Annotated in this window: 15 protein-coding genes and 1 pseudogene; 8 read left to right on the forward strand and 8 right to left on the reverse strand. The window is 74.0% G+C overall.

Annotated features, from left to right (window positions below):
- Positions 1 to 168: 168 nt before the first annotated feature.
- Positions 169 to 447, forward strand: a complete 279-nt coding sequence (locus tag ACGFYN_RS02635; RefSeq protein ID WP_393863885.1) for a hypothetical protein — start codon at positions 169 to 171, stop codon at positions 445 to 447.
- A 54-nt stretch (positions 448 to 501) separates the two neighbouring features.
- On the opposite strand, the gene ACGFYN_RS02640 is transcribed toward ACGFYN_RS02635, so the two are convergent.
- From ACGFYN_RS02640 to ACGFYN_RS02650, 3 genes and pseudogenes are all read right to left on the reverse strand, one after another.
- Positions 502 to 1,242 (reverse strand): FAD:protein FMN transferase, encoded by a 741-nt coding sequence (locus ACGFYN_RS02640; RefSeq protein ID WP_393863886.1) that lies wholly within the window; start codon positions 1,240 to 1,242, stop codon positions 502 to 504.
- A gap of 1 nt (position 1,243) precedes the next feature.
- Positions 1,244 to 1,639, reverse strand: coding sequence for an FMN-binding protein (locus ACGFYN_RS02645; protein WP_393863887.1), 396 nt, complete (start codon positions 1,637 to 1,639; stop codon positions 1,244 to 1,246).
- Between the two features lie 19 nt (positions 1,640 to 1,658).
- Positions 1,659 to 2,998, reverse strand: a pseudogene (locus ACGFYN_RS02650) (ferric reductase-like transmembrane domain-containing protein).
- 152 nt (positions 2,999 to 3,150) lie between these two features.
- Here ACGFYN_RS02650 and ACGFYN_RS02655 point away from each other — a divergent pair.
- The 3 genes from ACGFYN_RS02655 to ACGFYN_RS02665 are packed head-to-tail and all read left to right on the forward strand — an operon-like array spanning position 3,151 to position 6,352.
- Entirely contained in the window at positions 3,151 to 3,840 is a 690-nt protein-coding gene (locus ACGFYN_RS02655; protein WP_393863888.1) for a response regulator transcription factor, read from the forward strand.
- Positions 3,837 to 5,297: a sensor histidine kinase gene (locus tag ACGFYN_RS02660; protein WP_393863889.1), complete on the forward strand. Its 1,461-nt coding sequence runs from the start codon at positions 3,837 to 3,839 to the stop codon at positions 5,295 to 5,297. Before ACGFYN_RS02655 ends, ACGFYN_RS02660 begins: the two co-directional genes overlap by 4 nt.
- 53 nt (positions 5,298 to 5,350) lie before the next feature.
- Positions 5,351 to 6,352, forward strand: coding sequence for an NAD-dependent epimerase/dehydratase family protein (locus ACGFYN_RS02665; RefSeq protein WP_393863890.1), 1,002 nt, complete (start codon positions 5,351 to 5,353; stop codon positions 6,350 to 6,352).
- Positions 6,353 to 6,398: 46 nt separating this feature from the next.
- On the opposite strand, the gene ACGFYN_RS02670 is transcribed toward ACGFYN_RS02665, so the two are convergent.
- Together ACGFYN_RS02670 and ACGFYN_RS02675 are read right to left on the reverse strand one after the other, a co-directional pair.
- Entirely contained in the window at positions 6,399 to 7,511 is a 1,113-nt protein-coding gene (locus ACGFYN_RS02670; protein ID WP_393863891.1) for a sensor histidine kinase, read from the reverse strand.
- Between the two features lie 2 nt (positions 7,512 to 7,513).
- Entirely contained in the window at positions 7,514 to 8,227 is a 714-nt protein-coding gene (locus tag ACGFYN_RS02675) for a response regulator transcription factor (protein ID WP_393863892.1), read from the reverse strand.
- A gap of 112 nt (positions 8,228 to 8,339) precedes the next feature.
- On the opposite strand from ACGFYN_RS02675, the gene ACGFYN_RS02680 reads away from it, so the two are divergent.
- The 3 genes from ACGFYN_RS02680 to ACGFYN_RS02690 are packed head-to-tail and all read left to right on the forward strand — an operon-like array spanning position 8,340 to position 10,419.
- A complete protein-coding gene (locus tag ACGFYN_RS02680; protein ID WP_393863893.1) occupies positions 8,340 to 9,092 on the forward strand; it encodes a glycosyltransferase family 2 protein in 753 nt (250 codons plus the stop codon).
- Complete coding sequence (locus tag ACGFYN_RS02685; RefSeq protein ID WP_393863894.1) at positions 9,089 to 9,697, forward strand: DUF2064 domain-containing protein; 609 nt, start codon at positions 9,089 to 9,091, stop codon at positions 9,695 to 9,697. The genes ACGFYN_RS02680 and ACGFYN_RS02685 overlap by 4 nt, the downstream gene beginning before the upstream one ends.
- A complete protein-coding gene (locus ACGFYN_RS02690; protein ID WP_393863895.1) occupies positions 9,694 to 10,419 on the forward strand; it encodes a class I SAM-dependent methyltransferase in 726 nt (241 codons plus the stop codon). Before ACGFYN_RS02685 ends, ACGFYN_RS02690 begins: the two co-directional genes overlap by 4 nt.
- A gap of 166 nt (positions 10,420 to 10,585) precedes the next feature.
- Here ACGFYN_RS02690 and ACGFYN_RS02695 read toward each other — a convergent pair whose 3' ends face one another.
- On the reverse strand, positions 10,586 to 11,071 hold the full coding sequence (locus tag ACGFYN_RS02695; RefSeq protein ID WP_393863896.1) for a hypothetical protein: 486 nt from the start codon (positions 11,069 to 11,071) through the stop codon (positions 10,586 to 10,588).
- Positions 11,068 to 12,291, reverse strand: a complete 1,224-nt coding sequence (locus ACGFYN_RS02700) for a molybdopterin-dependent oxidoreductase (protein WP_393863897.1) — start codon at positions 12,289 to 12,291, stop codon at positions 11,068 to 11,070. Before ACGFYN_RS02700 ends, ACGFYN_RS02695 begins: the two co-directional genes overlap by 4 nt.
- Positions 12,292 to 12,405: 114 nt before the next feature.
- Here ACGFYN_RS02700 and ACGFYN_RS02705 point away from each other — a divergent pair, with 114 nt between their 5' ends.
- On the forward strand, positions 12,406 to 13,713 hold the full coding sequence (locus ACGFYN_RS02705) for a hypothetical protein (RefSeq protein WP_393863898.1): 1,308 nt from the start codon (positions 12,406 to 12,408) through the stop codon (positions 13,711 to 13,713).
- 16 nt (positions 13,714 to 13,729) lie between these two features.
- Here ACGFYN_RS02705 and ACGFYN_RS02710 read toward each other — a convergent pair whose 3' ends face one another.
- Complete coding sequence (locus ACGFYN_RS02710; RefSeq protein ID WP_393863899.1) at positions 13,730 to 16,546, reverse strand: SpoIIE family protein phosphatase; 2,817 nt, start codon at positions 16,544 to 16,546, stop codon at positions 13,730 to 13,732.
- Positions 16,547 to 16,616 lie beyond the last annotated feature (70 nt).

Raw genomic sequence — 16,616 nt, forward strand, 5'->3', positions numbered from 1 at the left:
GCGAAATCACGCCTGCCGGGCGGGCTCCGCCGCGCCGCCCGGCAGGGGTCCGGCCTGGGGTTTCGGCCTCGGCGGCCTGTGCCCTGCCTGTGGGTCCGCTGATTCTCACGTCCCGCTCAGAGCGCGCTCAGCGGTCGCCTGGTCGGACCCGCTTCGCTCGCGGCGGTCGTGGCGCTGCTCGCGGGTGCGGCCGCGTACTCGGTATCGGCGGCGGCGCGCCGGGCGAGGGCGCCCCCGAAGGGCAACTCCGCTCCCGGGAAGGGCGGTTCGACGAGTGGGCCGCCGACCGGCACCAAGGGCAACGCCCCGTCGCAGTCCGGCCGAACCGCCGGAGGCATGGGCGGCCGGGGCACGAACTCCGAGATCGCCACGTGGGTCAAGCAGCACGGCACGGCGGTCGGCACCTACGGCGGCCTCTGCCGCCTGGACGCCTCGGACGTCGGCTGACCGTCCTGCCCCGGACGGGCGGGCCGCCGGAGTCCCCAGCCGGCGGCCCGTCCTTCAGGCAGCCGCCGAGGTCTCCCGTACGACGGGAAAGCCCTCCGTCCGCAGCACCTGCCGGTCGCCGTCCACCGCGAACACCTCGCACCCGGCCAGCGCGGCCGCCCACTCGACGCCCTCGACTCCCATGGCGAAGGCGGCCGTTGCCACGGAGTCGGCCTCCGTGAGGGTGGGGGCCAGCACCGTCATGCTGAGCAGGCCCGTCGCCGGGCGGCCCGTGCGGGCGTCGAGGATGTGGTCGCCGCGTTCGTAGCGGGCGGAGGTGGCGACGGCGCCGTCGGTCAGCTCCAGGACGGTGCAGAGCCGGTCGGCGTGCTCGGGGTGCCGCACGCCGACCCGCCAGGGGCCGCCGGAGGCGACCACGTCACCGCCGGCGTTGAGGACGAAGCGCCGCGCCCCGGCGGACCGCAGCAGTTCCGCGGCCCGCTGCACCGACCAGCCCTTCACCACCGCGCACGGGTCCAGCCCACGCCCCGGCAGCCGTGCGTCGAACGCACCGCCCGTGGCGATCCGGTAGTGCTCGCACAGGCCGAGGACCTCGACCAGTTCCCCGCTCAGCTCGTGCCGCGCCGGCTCGCCGCGGTCGTGACGCGACACCTCGCTGTCGGGCCTGAAGGGGCTGAACCGGGCGTCGGCCTGGCGGAGCCAGTCGAAGACCGCGTCCGCGGCCTCCTCCGGTACGCCCCCGTCGTCGACCCGCAACGAGACGGGGAACCCCATCACATGCTCAACGCGCCGCATCTCAGGCGCCCTTCGCGTCGATGGCGGCCTGCAGCGACGTCTTGTAGGCGTCGCTCGTGATGGTCGCCCCGGACACCGTATCGACGTCCGCGCTCTGCGCCTTCAGCGTCTCCGCGACCAGCTTCGGCACCGCCGCCGCCGTCTGCGGATGATCCGGCTGCCGCAGCATCCTCACCGCACTGATCCGGTCGCCCTCGAAGGTGACCTGGACCTGGACGGGGCCCTTCTCCGTCTTGATCGTCGTTCCCTTGACGACGGTGCCCGAGGAGGAGGATGAGGTGGAGGGAGCCGTGGTCGGCTCCGCGGCGGACGTCGTACCGCCGGGTGACGGCTCGTAGCGCCAGACCGGGACCAGGCCCGCGATGCTGAGGACGACGACAGGGATGGCTCGCTTCATGATGTCTTCCCCGTCTCCCTCAACCCGCCAGGCTGAAGCGCTCGAAGTGGATCTGCTGCCTGGGCACGCCGAGGTCGCCCAGCGTGCGCAGCACCGCGTTCATCATCGGCGGCGGCCCGCACAGGAAGACGTCCCGGTCGGCGACGTCCGGCACCAGCCGCGCCAGCTCGCGCGGCGCCAGCTTGTCGGGGACGGGCGGGCCGGTGACCAGGTGCAGTTCGGCACCCTTCGCCACCGCCAGCTCGCGCAGCTCGTCGTAGAGGACGGCGTCGCGTTCGCCGGCGACGCGGTAGATGACGACCGCGTGACCCTCGAGTTCCTCCAGCAGGGCGCGGATCGGGGTGACGCCGACGCCGCCCGCGATGAGCAGGGACTCGGTCCGGGTGCGGTGCAGGGCGGTGAAGGCGCCGTAGGGGCCCTCGGCGAAGACGCGCGTGCCGGGCCTCACATGGCGCAGGGCGGCGCTGCCCGCGCCGGCCGCCTTCGCGGTGAGGCGCAGAGGCCGCGGCCGTCGGGGGCGGCGGAGAGGGAGAAGGGGTTGGCCTGCCACCAGCGCTCGCGGGTCAGGAACCGCCAGAGGAAGAACTGGCCGGCCTGCGCGGGCAGCTTGTCGAGGTCGCGGCCGGTGATGTGGATCGAGACGACGTCGTCGGACTCGGGGACGACGGCGGCCACGCGGAACTGGTGGCGCGTGTTGCGCCACAGCGGCAGCACGGCACGTCCGAGGACGACCGCACCGAGCGCCACGGCCCACAGCCCGTACCCGTACGCCTTCGCGGCGCCCGACGAGGTGAAGGTCGTGCCGACGGCGACCTGGTGCGTGAAGGCGAACACCACGGCGACGTAGGTGTAGAGGTGGATGAAGTGCCAGGTCTCGTAGGCGAGGCGGCGGCGGGCATAGCGGGCCGAGACGGCGCCGACCACGATGATGACGCCGAGCGCGACGATCGCGCGGAGCACGCCCTGCGTCGTCTCGGCGAGGTCGACGAGCTCGCCGACCGGGCCGACGCCCGCGCCGTCGGCGTAGCCGAAGGTGATGAAGACGGCGTGCGTGAGCAGCGTCCACAGCAGGGCGAAGCCGGTCCAGCGGTGCCAGGAGGTCAGCCGGTCCATCCCGATGCGGCGGTCGAGCCAGGGCAGGCGGGCCACCAGCACCAGCTGGAAGGCCATGACGAGGGCGCCGTAGAGACCGAAGAGCCGGCCGATGACGATCAGCGCGTTGGACGCGAAGCCCGCCCGGGCGAAGAAGAAGGCGACCACGGCCGCGTTGACGGCCAGCACGGCGTAGAGGCCCGTGCGGGCCACCACCCTGGGGCGTGTCGCCGTGGGGGGCGCAGGGGGTGATTGGACGGTCGTCACTGGTCGGCAGCTCCTTGATCGGGTCCTGGGTTACCGAGCTTCGCCGCCGGAAGCTGTCGGAAAGCTGTCGGACCACTTACAAGTCCTTATCGATGTGCCGCCTGTGAGCTCCGCGATATGGCCTCGTCAGCCGCGTGACGCAGTATGAGCGGGTGGAAAAAGTACGCCTCCTCGTCGTCGACGACGACCCGCCCATCGCCGATCTCGTCGCGACCGTCGCCCGCTACGAGGGCTGGGACGCGGTCACCGCGAACTGTGGCGAGGACGCGCTCAGGCTGGCCGGCGAGTTCCACCCGGACATCGTGGTGCTCGACCTGATGCTGCCGGACCTGGACGGCTTCGGCGTGCTCGACCGGCTGCGGCGGTCCGGGACGATGGTGCCGGTGGTGTTCCTGACCGCGCGGGACGGGGTGGCCGACCGGGTGGCGGGGCTGACCCGGGGCGGCGACGACTACCTGGTCAAGCCGTTCGCGGTGGAGGAGCTGATGGCTCGGCTGCGCACGGTGCTGCGGCGCAGCGCCGGGCCGGCGTTCCAGCGGTCGGTGCTGCGGGTGACCGACCTGTCGATGGACGAGGACACCCGTGAGGTGCGCCGCGGCGACCGGCTGCTGACCCTCACCCCCACCGAGTACGAGGTGCTGCGCTTCCTGATGCGCAAGTCGCCGACCGTGATGACCAAGGCGCAGATCCTCGACCACGTGTGGGAGTACGGCTTCGGGGGCCGCTCCAACGTCGTCGAGCTGGTCGTCAGCCGGCTGCGCCGCAAGCTCGACGACACGGGCGAGCCGCTGATCCAGACGGTGCGGGGCTTCGGCTACGTCATCCGGCAGGCGGGCGAATGATCCGCCGAATGCGCCGTGGGTACCGGCGGCTGCGCCTCGGCACCCGGCTGGCGCTGGGCCTCGGGGCGCTGGCCCTGGTGGTGTTCGCCGTCGTCGGCACGGCCCTGACGACGTACATGCGGGACTACCTGTCGAACCAGCTCGACACCCAGCTCGGCCTCGCCCAGGTCGCCCAGTCCAAGAGCATCGCGCAGAGCGGCACGCTCCAGGGCAAGAAGTACTACCGCTGGTACTACGCGGTGTACGACGTGAAGGGCGGCACCGCCGTGCTGCGCAAGCCGGAGGAGGCCGGTGACCTGCCCGAGGACATCGCCCCGCTCACCTCCCTGGCGAAGGCGCAGTCGGCCGAGGACACCGAGGTACTGCGCACCGCGCAGCTGACGGGCGAGGGCGAGTACCGGCTGCGCGCCTGCGAGGTGGAGCCGGGCGTGGTCCTGGTCAGCGGTGCGCCGACGGACGCCATCGGCGACACCGTACGGCGGCTGATCGGCGTCCAGGTGGTCGCCTTCGGGCTCGCCCTGCTGGCGCTGGTGGTGTTCGGCCGGCGGATGCTGCGCCGGGGCCTGAACCCCCTGAGCGACATGGCGCACACCGCCCACGGCATCGCCTCGCACGACCTGACGGAGTCGGCGGCGCGGCTGCCGCTGCGCGCCGACGAGCGGGGCGGCGGCCCAGAGGTCGAGGAGCTGCGCACGGCCTTCAACACGATGCTGGAGCACATCGACGACTCGCTCGCCGTCCGCGCCGAGGCCGAGCAGCGCCTGCGCCGCTTCGTGGCGGACGCCTCGCACGAGCTGCGCACACCGCTGATGTCCGTACGGGGCTACGCGGACCTCTTCCAGTACGCCGCCGCCAACGCCCCCGAGGAACGCGACAAGCACCTGGCCCGGCTGCGCGCCGAGGCCGCCCGCATGGGTGTGCTCCTGGACGACCTGCTGCTGCTCGCCCGGCTGGACGCGGCGGAGCCGGCCACGCCGCTCAGGCTTCAGGAGGCGGACCTGGTGGAGCTGGCCGAGGAGGCGGCCGCCGCCTTCCGGGCGAGCCGGCCGGAGCACCCGCTGACCCTCACCTCGCGTCCGGCCGCCCTGAAGCTGTTCATGGACCCGCACCGCGTCCGGCAGGTGCTGGACAACCTGCTCACCAACGCGGCCGTGCACACCCCGGCCGGTACACGGGTGTCGGTGGAGGTCGCGCGGGAGGGGGACACGGCCGTGGTGCGGGTCGCGGACGAGGGCCCCGGCATCCCGGCCGCCGACCGGGACCGCGTCTTCGACCGCTTCTACCGCGTCGACAAGGCCCGCAGCCGCGACCGCGGCGGCAGCGGCCTCGGCCTGCCGGTCGCCGGCGCGCTGGCCGGCGCGCACGGCGGCACGATCGGGCTGAGCAGCGCCCCGGGCTCGACGGTGTTCACGTTGTCGCTGCCGCTGCGCGGCGCGGCGGGTCTTACGGACCGGTGACGTGCCGGGCGGGGCCCGCCCGTCCCGGCAGTTCACGGCCCTAGCGTGGCCTCATGCGCGTACTGGTCACCGGCGGTGCCGGGTTCATCGGGTCCCATGTCGTGACGGCACTGCGGGACCGCGGGCACGAGCCCGTCGTCCTTGACGTGCGGGCCGGCCCGGCGTCGGACGTGCGCAACCCCGTCAGCGTCCGTCAGGCTCTGGCCGGCGTGGACGCCGTGTGCCACCAGGCGGCGATGGTCGGCCTGGGCACGGGCTTCGCGGACGCCGCCGAGTACGTCTCGCGCAACGACCTCGGCACCGCCGTCCTGCTCACCGCCATGGCGGAGGCGGGCGTACGGCGGCTGGTGCTGGCCGGGTCGATGGTCGTCTACGGCGAGGGCCGCTACACCTGCGCCCGGCACGGGGACGTACGGCCGGGCCCGCGCGCCGCCGCCGACCTGGACGCGGGTCGTTTCGAGCCGCCGTGCCCGGTGTGCGGGGCGGCACTGGAGCCGGGCCTGGTCACCGAGGACGCCCCCGCCGACCCGCGGAACGTGTACGCCACGACCAAGCTCGCCCAGGAGCACCTCGCGGCGGCGTGGGCACGGGCGGTGGGCGGCAGCGCGGTGTCACTGCGCTACCACAACGTGTACGGGCCGGGCATGCCCCGCGACACCCCGTACGCCGGGGTCGCCTCCTTCTTCCGCTCGGCGCTGGCCCGGTGCGAGGCGCCGCGCGTCTTCGAGGACGGCCGCCAGCGGCGGGACTTCGTGCATGTGCGGGACGTGGCGGCGGCCAACGTGGCCGCGCTGGAGGGGAGTTCACGCGAGGGCGCGCTGACCGCTTACAACACCGGCAGCGGCGAGCCGCACACCGTCGGCGAGATGGCCCGCGCACTGTCCGCGGCGTACGGCGGTCCGGACCCGGTCGTCACCGGAGAGTACCGTCTGGGCGACGTACGGCACATCACGGCGGACTCGGCGCGCCTGCGGGCGGAGTTGGGGTGGAAGCCGGAGGTGGGCTTCGCAGAGGGGATGCGGGAGTTCGCGCGGGCCGGGATGCGGGGCGCGTAGCCCGTCGGCGCGCGAACCCCCCACGTACCGGTGGTGCTGCCCGCATTCACGAAGCGGCAGCGGGCAGCACCACCTCGAAACGGCAGCCGCCGGGGACGTTGCGCACACTGGCCGTGCCCTGGTGGGCCTCCACGATGCCCCGGACGATGGCCAGGCCGAGTCCCGCGCCGGCGGGCGGAGTCCGGGCGTGCGTGCCGCGCCAGCCGGTGTCGAAGACGCGGGGCAGGTCCTCCTCGGGAATGCCGCCGCAGCCGTCCGTGACGGACAGCACGACGCCGTCGTGCGAGCGTTCGGCGGCCACCGCGACCGTGCCGTCGGCCGGGGTCCTGCGGATCGCGTTGACCAGCAGGTTGCCGAGCACGCGGCTCATCTCCTTGCCGTCCACCTCCACCGGCACGGGCTCGACGCTGCCGCCGACCAGCCGTACCCCGTACTCGCGCGCCAGCGGGTCGGCGCCCGCGAGCGCGTCGCCGACGAGGTCGTAGAGGGACATCCTGCTCGGGCTCAGCGCCAGGGTTCCGGCGTGTATGCGGGAGAGTTCGAAGAGGTCGCCGACCATGCCGTTGAGGCGCTCGACCTCGGTGCGGATCTGCTTGAGGTAGCGGTCGGGGTCGGTGGCGACGCCGTCCTCCAGCGCCTCGGACATGGCGCGCAGTCCGGCGAGGGGCGTGCGCAGATCGTGGGAGATCCAGGCGACGAGTTCGCGGCGGGAGGTCTCCAGGGCCCGCTCGCGTTCCCGGGACTCGGCGAGTTTGGCGCTGGTGGCCTCCAACTCGCGGCTCAGGGCGGACAGTTCGGCGGTGGCGAGCCCGTGGGGCGAGGTGAAGTCGCCGCCCTCGCCGAAGGAGCGGGCGGCGAGGGTGAGGTCGCGGCTGCGCGCGGCGACCCAGCGGCCGAGGAGCAGGGCCGTGGCCAAGGAGACCGCGGCGGCCATCGCGACCACGGTCGTGACGACCTTCAGGTCGTGCGAGGACAGGAACATGGCCTGCGCGACCGCGAGCGTGCCCGCGAGCATGGCCGTGACGGCGACGGCGGCGACCACGCCGAGGTGCAGGGCGAGCGAGCGGCGCCGGATCAGCAGCAGCACACAGGCGCCCAGCAGCCCGGCCGCGGCGGCGCCGAGGAAGGCGAAGAGGGCGATGAGGAGGTTGTCGCGCATGCTCACGCCTCCGCGTGCGGGCCGTCGAAGCGGTAGCCGACGCCCCAGACGGTCTGGATGAGGCGGGGTCTGCCGGGGTCGTCCTCGACCTTTCCGCGCAGCCGCCGTACGTGGACGGTGACGGTGGACAGGTCGCCGAAGTCCCAGCCCCACACCTCGCGCATCAGGTCCTCGCGGCTGAAGACGCGGCCGGGGTTCCCGAGAAAGAAGGCCAGGAGGTCGAACTCGCGGATGGTGAGGGCGAGTTCGGTGCCGTCCTTGAGTGCGCGGCGGGCCGCCGGGTCCAGCGAGAGGCCGGCGGCGCTCAGCAGGCGCGAGGGCCGGGCGGGGCGGGCGCGGCGCAGGACGGACTCGACGCGCAGGACGAGTTCGCGGGGGCTGAACGGCTTGGTGACGTAGTCGTCGGCGCCGACCTCCAGCCCGAGGATGCGGTCGTCCTCGTCGCCGCGCGCGGTGAGCATGATGACCGGCACGGGCCCGCGCCCCCGCATCCGGCGGCAGACCTCCAGGCCGTCCATGCCCGGCAGCATCAGGTCCAGGACGACGAGGTCGGGCCAGTGGGCGGCGGCCCGGGCGAGCGCGTCGGGGCCGTCGCCGGCCCGGTCGACGACGTATCCGGCCCGGTCGAGGTACCCCGTGACCACCTCGGCCACCGTGGGATCGTCGTCGACGACGAGCACCCGGGCCCCGGTCTGTGCGTCCTGCTGCTGCTCCATGGAGCCAGCCTCGCACCACGCGCGCGCGAGCGCCGCCGACCGCCTTCGACGTCCGTGTTTCGTAAGGAGCCGGTGCCCGGATCGCCCGGTTCCCGTTCGTAGGGTGAAGAGCGTGACGACCCCTTCCGACGAAGACGAAAGAGGACCGGGCGCAGATCCGGTCGCGGCGTCCGTGGACGTCGTGCTGCCCTGCCTCGACGAGGCCGGGGCCCTGCCCCGGGTGCTGACACGGATCCCGCACGGCTGGCGCGCGCTCGTCGTGGACAACGGCTCCACCGACGGCTCGGCGGACATCGCCCGCGGCCTCGGCGCGCGGGTGGTGCACGAGGCGCGGCGCGGTTTCGGCGCCGCCTGCCACGCGGGCCTGAGCGCGGCCACAGCGGACATCGTCTGCTTCTGCGACTGCGACGCCTCGCTGGACCCGGCCGACCTTTTGCCGTTCGTGCGCCGGATCCTGGCAGGCGAGGCCGACCTGGTGCTCGGCCGCCGCCGCCCGCGGACCTTCGGCGCCTGGCCCGCGCACGCCCGCGCCGGCAACCTCGCCGTCGCCCGCCTGCTGCGCCGCCGCACCGGCCTGCGCCTGCACGACCTCGGCCCCCTGCGGGCCGCGCGCCGCGAGCCCCTGCTCGCCCTCGGCCTCACGGACCGGCGCAGCGGCTACCCCTTGGAGATGGTCGTGCGCGCCGCCGACGAGGGCTGGCGTGTCGCCGAGTACGACGTCCCCTACCTCCCGCGCACCGGCGCCTCCAAGGTGACCGGCACCTGGCGCGGCACCTGGCAGGCGGTGCGGGACATGAGCCGGGTGCTGGCGGAACCGCCGGTGCCGCGCACCGAGCTGCCGGCCCTCGAAGGAGCCGGCCGGTGACCACACTCCTGGTCATCGCGAAGGAGCCCCGGCCCGGGCGGGTGAAGACCCGGCTCACCCCGCCCTTCACCCCGCACGAGGCGGCCGCGCTGGCGGAGGCGGCCCTCGCGGACACCCTGGAGGTCGTGGCCCGGACACCGGCCCGCCGCCGGGTCCTGGTCCTCCAGGGCGCGCCGGGCCCGTGGCTCCCGTCCGGCTTCGAGGTCGTACGGCAGTGTCCGGGCGGCCTCGACGAACGGCTGGCCGCCGCCTTCGCGCACTGCACGGGCCCGTCCCTGCTCATCGGCATGGACACGCCCCAGGTGACGCCGGAGCTGCTGACGGTGGACTTCGCCGACTGCGACGCGTACTTCGGACCCGCCGAGGACGGCGGCTTCTGGGCCCTGGGCCTGGCCGCCCCCGATCCCGCTCTCCTCCGGGGCGTCCCGATGTCGACGCCCGGCACGGGCGCCGCCCAGCGGGCGCGACTGGCGGGACTACGGGTCCGTGACCTGCCGCGACTGCGGGACGTCGACACGGCGCACGACGCGCACGCGGTCGCGGGCGAGGCACCCGGCAGCCGGTTCGCGGCACAGCTGACGCGACTCGCGGCGGTGCGCCGATGAGCGCGGCGCATCGGATGACGACGACGAGGATCGGCCGGCAACCCTCCGCGCCCGCGGACGCCGGCACCTGGTCCGCGGACCCGTACTCGCAGGCTCTGCGCACCGGTCAGGGCCCCTTGTTCCTGCGCCGTGCCGACGGCTGGCTCCTGCTGCTCGAAGTCGAGCGCTGGTGCGCCGACGCCGACGCGGTGGACCTGGAGGTCGTACGGCGCTGCGAGGGCACGGTCCTGGACGTCGGCTGCGGTCCGGGCCGGCTGGTCGCCGCCCTGGCCGCACGCGGCTGGCCGGTGCTCGGCATCGACGTGAGCGAGGCAGCGGTGGCGCGTACGCTCGGTCTCGGCGGCCAGGCCCTGCACCGCTCGGTCTTCGAACCGCTGCCGGGCGAGGGCCGCTGGGGCACGGCACTCCTGATGGACGGCAACGTCGGAATCGGCGGCGACCCGGGAGCCTTGCTTGCCCGGATGTCCCAACTCCTCTCCCCCGGTGGCCTGTTGATCGCCGAGACGGTTCCCGACCCGAACGTCGACGAACGAGTCCAGGTCCACGTCACCGACACCCGAGGAGCCACGGGCAGCCCCTTCCCCTGGGCCCGCGTGGGCACGCCGGCCCTACTCCGCCACGCCCGCCGGACCGGGTGGCGGGCCACGGATCAGTGGACCACCGGAGGACGCCACTTCGTGTCCCTGCGCAGCCACAACCCGAACGCCACCACCAAGCCCTGACGGCCCCCGCGCACTCGGGCACGCCGCCACTCAACAGGCCCCCGAAACCCACTCGTTCACGACCTCGCGCAGCCACCGCTCGAACCCGAACGCCGAACCGCACCCGCGCGCCGCCGCAGCCCGCACACAAACGCCAAGCTCCACCACCACCACCGGCCGGCCCGGCTCAACTCTCCTCCGGCGTCCGCCCCTTCGTCCCCCACCGTGACCGCATCACCCGTACCGAGCGCGCCGCGAACACCAGCGCCGAGGCCCCGAACAGCACCGCCGTCAGCAGTAGCCACCGGGCCAGGAAGCGGTCCGCGGGCAAGCTCGTGGCGGCGCCGTAGCGTGCCGACACCTGGCCGCCGATCAGTGGGAACCAGACCAGCAGGAGGAGCAGGGAGAGGGCGGCAGGGACGCGGACGAAGCCCACCCGTCGGCGCCGCTCCCCGGCCGCACGCACGAGCGCGCGGTCCGCTGCCGCGTACAGGGGCAGGAGCACCAGGTCGTGGAGGAGTGCCGCGCCCACGAACCACAGCGCCACGTCGAACCAGTCCCCCTCCAGCAGGCGCACCCCCGCGTATGCGGACAGCGCGAACGAGCAGCTCAGCAGAAGGAGTTGGAGTGGGCTGCCGAACGGCAGCCGGCGCGGCAGGCGGGGACGGATCATGGCAGGTCTCCGAAGGTCAGACGGGCCACCCACTTGGTGTTGAGGACGCCGGGGGCCGCGGGGACGATGACCCGGGCCGGGTGGCCGTGGTCGGGGGTCAGGGTCTCGCCGTTGACGAACAGGGCGAGCAGGGAGCGCGGGTCGGCGACCTGGTTGGCGCGCAACGCCGCGCGGCGGAAGGCGCCGTGGCGTTGCAGCGACTCCACGAACACGTCCGGCGGATCCCCGTCGTGGCCCACCAGCGCCGCGAGATCCCGCAGCCGTACGCCTCGCCACCACTGGTCGGAGGTCGACCAGCCCTCGACGCAGGCGATGGGCAACGCCGAGCTGTGCAGAGGGAGTTGGAGGAGCGCGGCACGGCTGAGCCGGACCGTGCCGGTGTGTCCCGTCACCGTCAGGCGCCAGTTCTCCTCGCTCACCTCGGCCGAGCCGATCCCCGCGTACGCGGCCGTCTTGTTGATCTGGAAGCCGCCGGGCCCGCTCCCCGGATCGGCACCGTGCGGCGCGAGCACCGCACTCCACCGCAGCCCGTCGACGTCCTGCCCCACCGACGTGCCGAACAGCAGCAGCGAGCCGCCCCCGACCAGCCCGAGCGCGCCCCGCCGGGAGACCGTGGGCGGATCGGGGTCCGGGGCCACGAGCTCGGTCCGTTCCTCCTCCCGCATCCGGCGCAGATTGCGCCACGCGATCGGCATCTTCAGCACGGCGTGCGCGAGGAACGCGCCGAAGAAGACCCAGGCGCCGTAGAAGTGCAACGGGTAGAAGGAGCCGGGGAAGAGATAGTCGAGCTGGACGTTCAGCACGCCGGTGACGAACTCGAACAACCCGCCGCCGACCAGCAGCAACAGCGAGACCCGCTCCAGCGCGTGCGCGAGGGACCGGGCCGGCGGCAGGGTGAACAGCTTGGGCACCACCGACCACAACTTGGCGAGCAGCACGGGGATCAGCGTGATCCCGAGGGTGACATGGGTGCCCTGGGTGAGCCGGTACAGCCAGTGCGGATCGGTCGGCCAGGCGAAGAGGTAGAAGCCGAGGAGCCCCTTGCCCGGCGTCTTGTCGTTCACCGGCGACAGGTCCGGGTTGTAGGCGGCGTAGGACAGCAGTCCGGTCACGAACAGCACCGTGATGCCGCCGAGCAGGACGACGCCGAGCACCGAGGTGAACCACGGGCCCCGCAGGGGGCTGCGCCAGAAGGAGGGCGAGAAGGGAGTCCGTCTCATGTCCCGACCGTAGGCCGCGACCAACCCGTGAAGGGGTCCGCGAACCATGACGAAACTCTGACGTCCGCGCACGTCAGCCGCCCGGGGAGGGCCCCGCGGCCTAGCGTTCGGACCGTGAACCGCGACCTGCGCCGAGACCTGTACGCCGCCACCGCCGCCGCACTGCTCGTGGTCGCGGCCGCGGTCGTCGGCACCGGCATCCAGCACCGCGACGGCTCCCTCCGCGTCGGCTGGCCGCCGCTCCTTGCGACCTGGGACCCGCATCTCGGCCCCGGCACCCCGGCGGCGATCGCCGTCGCGGTGGCCGTCGTCGTCTACGGTCCGGGCCTCGCCGCCCGCCTGCCCTGGCGCACCCTGCTGCCGGCCGTCTGGGGCACGGCGATGGCCTGGACGTGGTCCCTCGCCCTCGTCGACGACTGGCACCGGGGTGTCGCCGGCCGGCTCACCACCCGCAACGAATACCTCCAGGTCATCGGCCGCTTCCACGACATCCCCGGCACCCTGCGGGACTTCACCCACCACATCCTCATCGACTCACCCGGCAACTGGCCCGCCCACGTGGCCGGCCACCCCGCGGGAGCGACCGTCACCTTCGTCCTCCTCGACCGGATCGGACTGGGCGGGGGCGCCTGGGCGGGCGCCTTCGTCATCACGGCCGGCACGACGGCGACGGCCGCGGTCCTGATCGCCGTCCGCACCCTGGCCGACGAACGACTCGCCCGCCGCGCAGCCCCCTTCCTCGTCCTGGCCCCGGGCGCGGTGTGGATGGGCGCGTCGGCCGACGCCTACTTCACGGCGGTCGCCGCCTGGGCACTGGCACTCCTCGCCCTGGCGGTGACGGGACACCACCCCCGCCTGACCGGATTCACCTCGGGCCTCCTGTTCGGCCTCACCTTCTACCTCTCCTACGGCCTCACGCTCATCGCCGTGCTCGCGGCCGCCGTCCTCCTCCTGGGACCCCGCCGCACCCGCCCGCTCCCCTTCCTCCTCGCCGGACTCGTCGTCGTACCGGCCGTGTTCACCGCGCTGGGATTCAACTGGTGGGAGGCGTACCACCTGTTGGTCACCCGCTACTACCAAGGGGCAGGCGGCGTACGGCCGTACGGCTACTGGGTGTGGGCGAACCTGGCCTGCACGGTGTTCGTCGTGGGCCCGGCGACGGCGGCGGGCCTGCGCCGCGCCCGCGTACCGCGCACCGACCCGGCCTCCTTCCGCCTGGCCGTCGTCGTGGCCGCCGCCCTGCTCGCCCTTGTGCTCGCCGACCTGTCCGGCATGAGCAAGGCGGAGACGGAGCGCATCTGGCTGCCGTTCGGGATCTGGCTCCTCGGGTCCTGCGCGTTCCTGCCGAGACCCCGCGCCTGGCTGGCCGCCCAGGCCGTACTCGCGCTCCTGGTCAACCACCTGCTGCTGACGGGCTGGTGACCTCGGCGCGCGTCCGTCACGGCAGCGGCTGCTCCGTCCAGATCACCTTGCCGTACGGCGTGTACCGCGTGCCCCACCGCTCGGTGAGCCGGGCGACCAGGAACAGGCCGCGGCCGCCCTCGTCCTCGCTGCGGGCACGGCGCAGACGGGGTGAGGTGCTGCTGCCGTCGGAGACCTCGCAGATCAGGGCACGGTCGCGCAGGAGGCGGAGCTGGACGGGGCCGGTGGCGTGGCGGATGGCGTTGGTGACGAGTTCGCTGGCGACCAGTTCGGTGGTGAAGGCCAGGTCGTCGAGGCCCCAGGCGGCGAGCTGCGCGGTGACCGCGGAGCGGGCGCGGGAGACGACCGCCGGGTCGCTGGGCAGCTCCCACTCGGCGATCCGGTCCGGGCCGAGGACGTGGGTGCGGGCGACCAGCAGGGCCACGTCGTCGCCCGGCCGGACCGGCAGCAGCGCGTCCAGGACCGCCTCGCAGGTGTCCTCCGGCGCCCGTCCGGCGGTGGCCAGGACGGTACGCAGCCGGTCCAGGCCGGAGTCGATGTCCCGGTGCCGGTCCTCCACCAACCCGTCGGTGTAGAGCACCAGTTGGCTGCCCTCGGCCAGTTCCAGCTCGACGGTCTCGAAGGGCATGCCGCCGAGGCCCAGGAGCTGGCCGGAGGGCAGGTCGACGAACTCGACCGTGCCGTCCGGCGCGACGACCGCGGGCAGCGGGTGCCCGGCGCAGGTGAGGGTGCAGCGCCGCGAGACCGGGTCGTAGACGGCGTAGAGGCAGGTCGCGCCCACGATGCCGGAGTCGGCCTGGGTGCTGTCCACCGCCCAGCCCTCGCCCCGGTCTAGGCGCCCGACGAGGTCGTCGAGGTGGGTGAGGAGGTCGTCGGGGGACAGGTCGAGCGAGCAGAAGTTCTGCACGGCGGTGCGCAGCCGGCCCATCGTGGCGGCGGCGTGCAGGCCGTGGCCGACGACGTCCCCGACAACCAGCGCGACGCGGGCGCCGGACAGCGGGATGACGTCGAACCAGTCGCCGCCGACGCCGGCCTGCGCGGGCAGATAGCGGCAGGCGACCTCGACCGCGCTCTGCTCGGGGCGGCCCTTGGGCAGCAGGCTGCGCTGGAGGGCGAGCGCGGTGTTGTGCTCGCGGGTGTAGCGGCGGGCGTTGTCGATGCAGATCGCCGCCCGGCCGACCAGTTCCTGGGCGAGGGAGAGGTCGTCGTCCTCGAAGGAGGCGGGCCGCACGGAGCGGTAAAGGCTGACCACGCCGAGGGTCGTGCCGCGGGCCCGCAGCGGCACGGTGATCAGGGAGTGGACGCCGGCCGCGAGCACCCGTTCCAGCCGCTTCGGGTCCTGCGCGAACCAGCCGCCCGCCTCGGCCAGGACGGGTTCCATGACGGACTGCTTGGTCTCCAGGCAGCGCGCCTGCGGGGTGGACGGCACGTATTCGACGGTGTCGCCGACGTCGTAGAGGTTGTGGGGCTGTCTGCGTACGGCGCGGATGGCGGCCCTCCGCAGCGCGTCGAGGCCGCCGAGCTCCTCGGGTTCCTCGCCGCGCAGTACGGCGTCGGGCACGTCGACGGCGACGAAGTCGGCGAACCGGGGCACCATCACCTCGGCCAGCTCCTCCGCGGTGCGGGTGACGTCGAGCGTGGTGCCGATCCGGGTGCCGGCCTCGTGCAGGAACTCCAGCCGTCTGCGCGCGAGTACGGCCAGCCGTCCGACCCCGGGCTCGCCGAGGAGCAGCAGCCGGCTCTCGGCGCCGTCGAGGATGTCGCCGACGGTCTCGACGGGCCGGGATGCCCGGGGGGTGGCGGCTCGTGCCCCGGCCGGGCGCGTCGGCGTCCCGCCCGGCCTCGGCGCCGCCTTCGCCGGACCTGCGGCGTCGGCGCCGGCGGGTGGCGTGACCGGCAGCCCGAGCCCCGTCAGCCGCGGTCCGCCGAGGATGCGCGCCTCCACGGCGGCCCCGGCCTCCCCCGCCGCGCCGAGGACCTGGCGCCGCAGCAGGGTGGCGACGCGGCCGCCCGACAGGAGCACCTCGTCGAGGGTGCGGTTCGGTGAGGCGATGAGCTCCTCGGCCTTCTCCCGCAGCACGGCGAGGTCGATCGGGCCCAGTCCGTCGCCGTCGTGGCCCGCCGCGGCGTGGTCCGGTGGCCGCGGCGCTCCGTCCGACGCGAGGCCGGTCCGCCAGTAGGCGGCCAGGAGCGCCCGCTCCCGTTCGGTGGCCTGCTCCAGCAGCCGGCTCTCGATCTCCTGGGCGGCCGCGCGGACCAGCCGCAGCATGGCGGGGTCGCCGTCGTCGCGCAGGCACGTGAGGTCGAGGACGGCCTCGACGCGCCCGCTCAGCGGATTGCGCACGGGCGAGCCGGCACACGCGAAGGGCTGCAGGCAGTCGGCGAAGTGCTCGCGGCCGACGACGTAGACGGGTCCGCGCTGGGCGAGCGCGGTGCCGACGCCGTTGGTGCCGGCCACGCCCTCCGAGGCGTCGAACCCCGGGGCGAAGTGCACCGCGTCGAGGCGCTCGCGCAGCCCCTTCTCCCCGCCGAGCCGCTGGATCACCCGGCCCCGCCCGTCGCACACCGCGAGCACCGTGCCCATCTCCGCGAGGGAGTCCAGCAGGTCCGCCAGCACCGGTTCGGCCGCGCGCAGGAACCGCTCGTCCAGGCTCAGCCCGGCCTCGTAGGGCAGCAGCAGCTGATGGGGCTGAAGCCCCACGGACCGGCAGCGCTTCCAGGACTCCAGCACCGGGCCCCGCACATCCGCCTCGACGCGCGCACCGGCCAGGAACCGTTCATGAGCATCGACGAGCCCGCCGATGTCGTCCCAGGCGACGGACAACGAGATCACTTCCTCACCCGGAGCAGGCCCGGACGCGTGCCGCCGTTCGGCTCGCCCGGGCTGACCCTCCAAGCGTTTT

This window comes from Streptomyces sp. NPDC048419, assembly GCF_043200415.1.
In the GTDB taxonomy this organism is placed as follows: Bacteria; Actinomycetota; Actinomycetes; order Streptomycetales; family Streptomycetaceae; genus Streptomyces.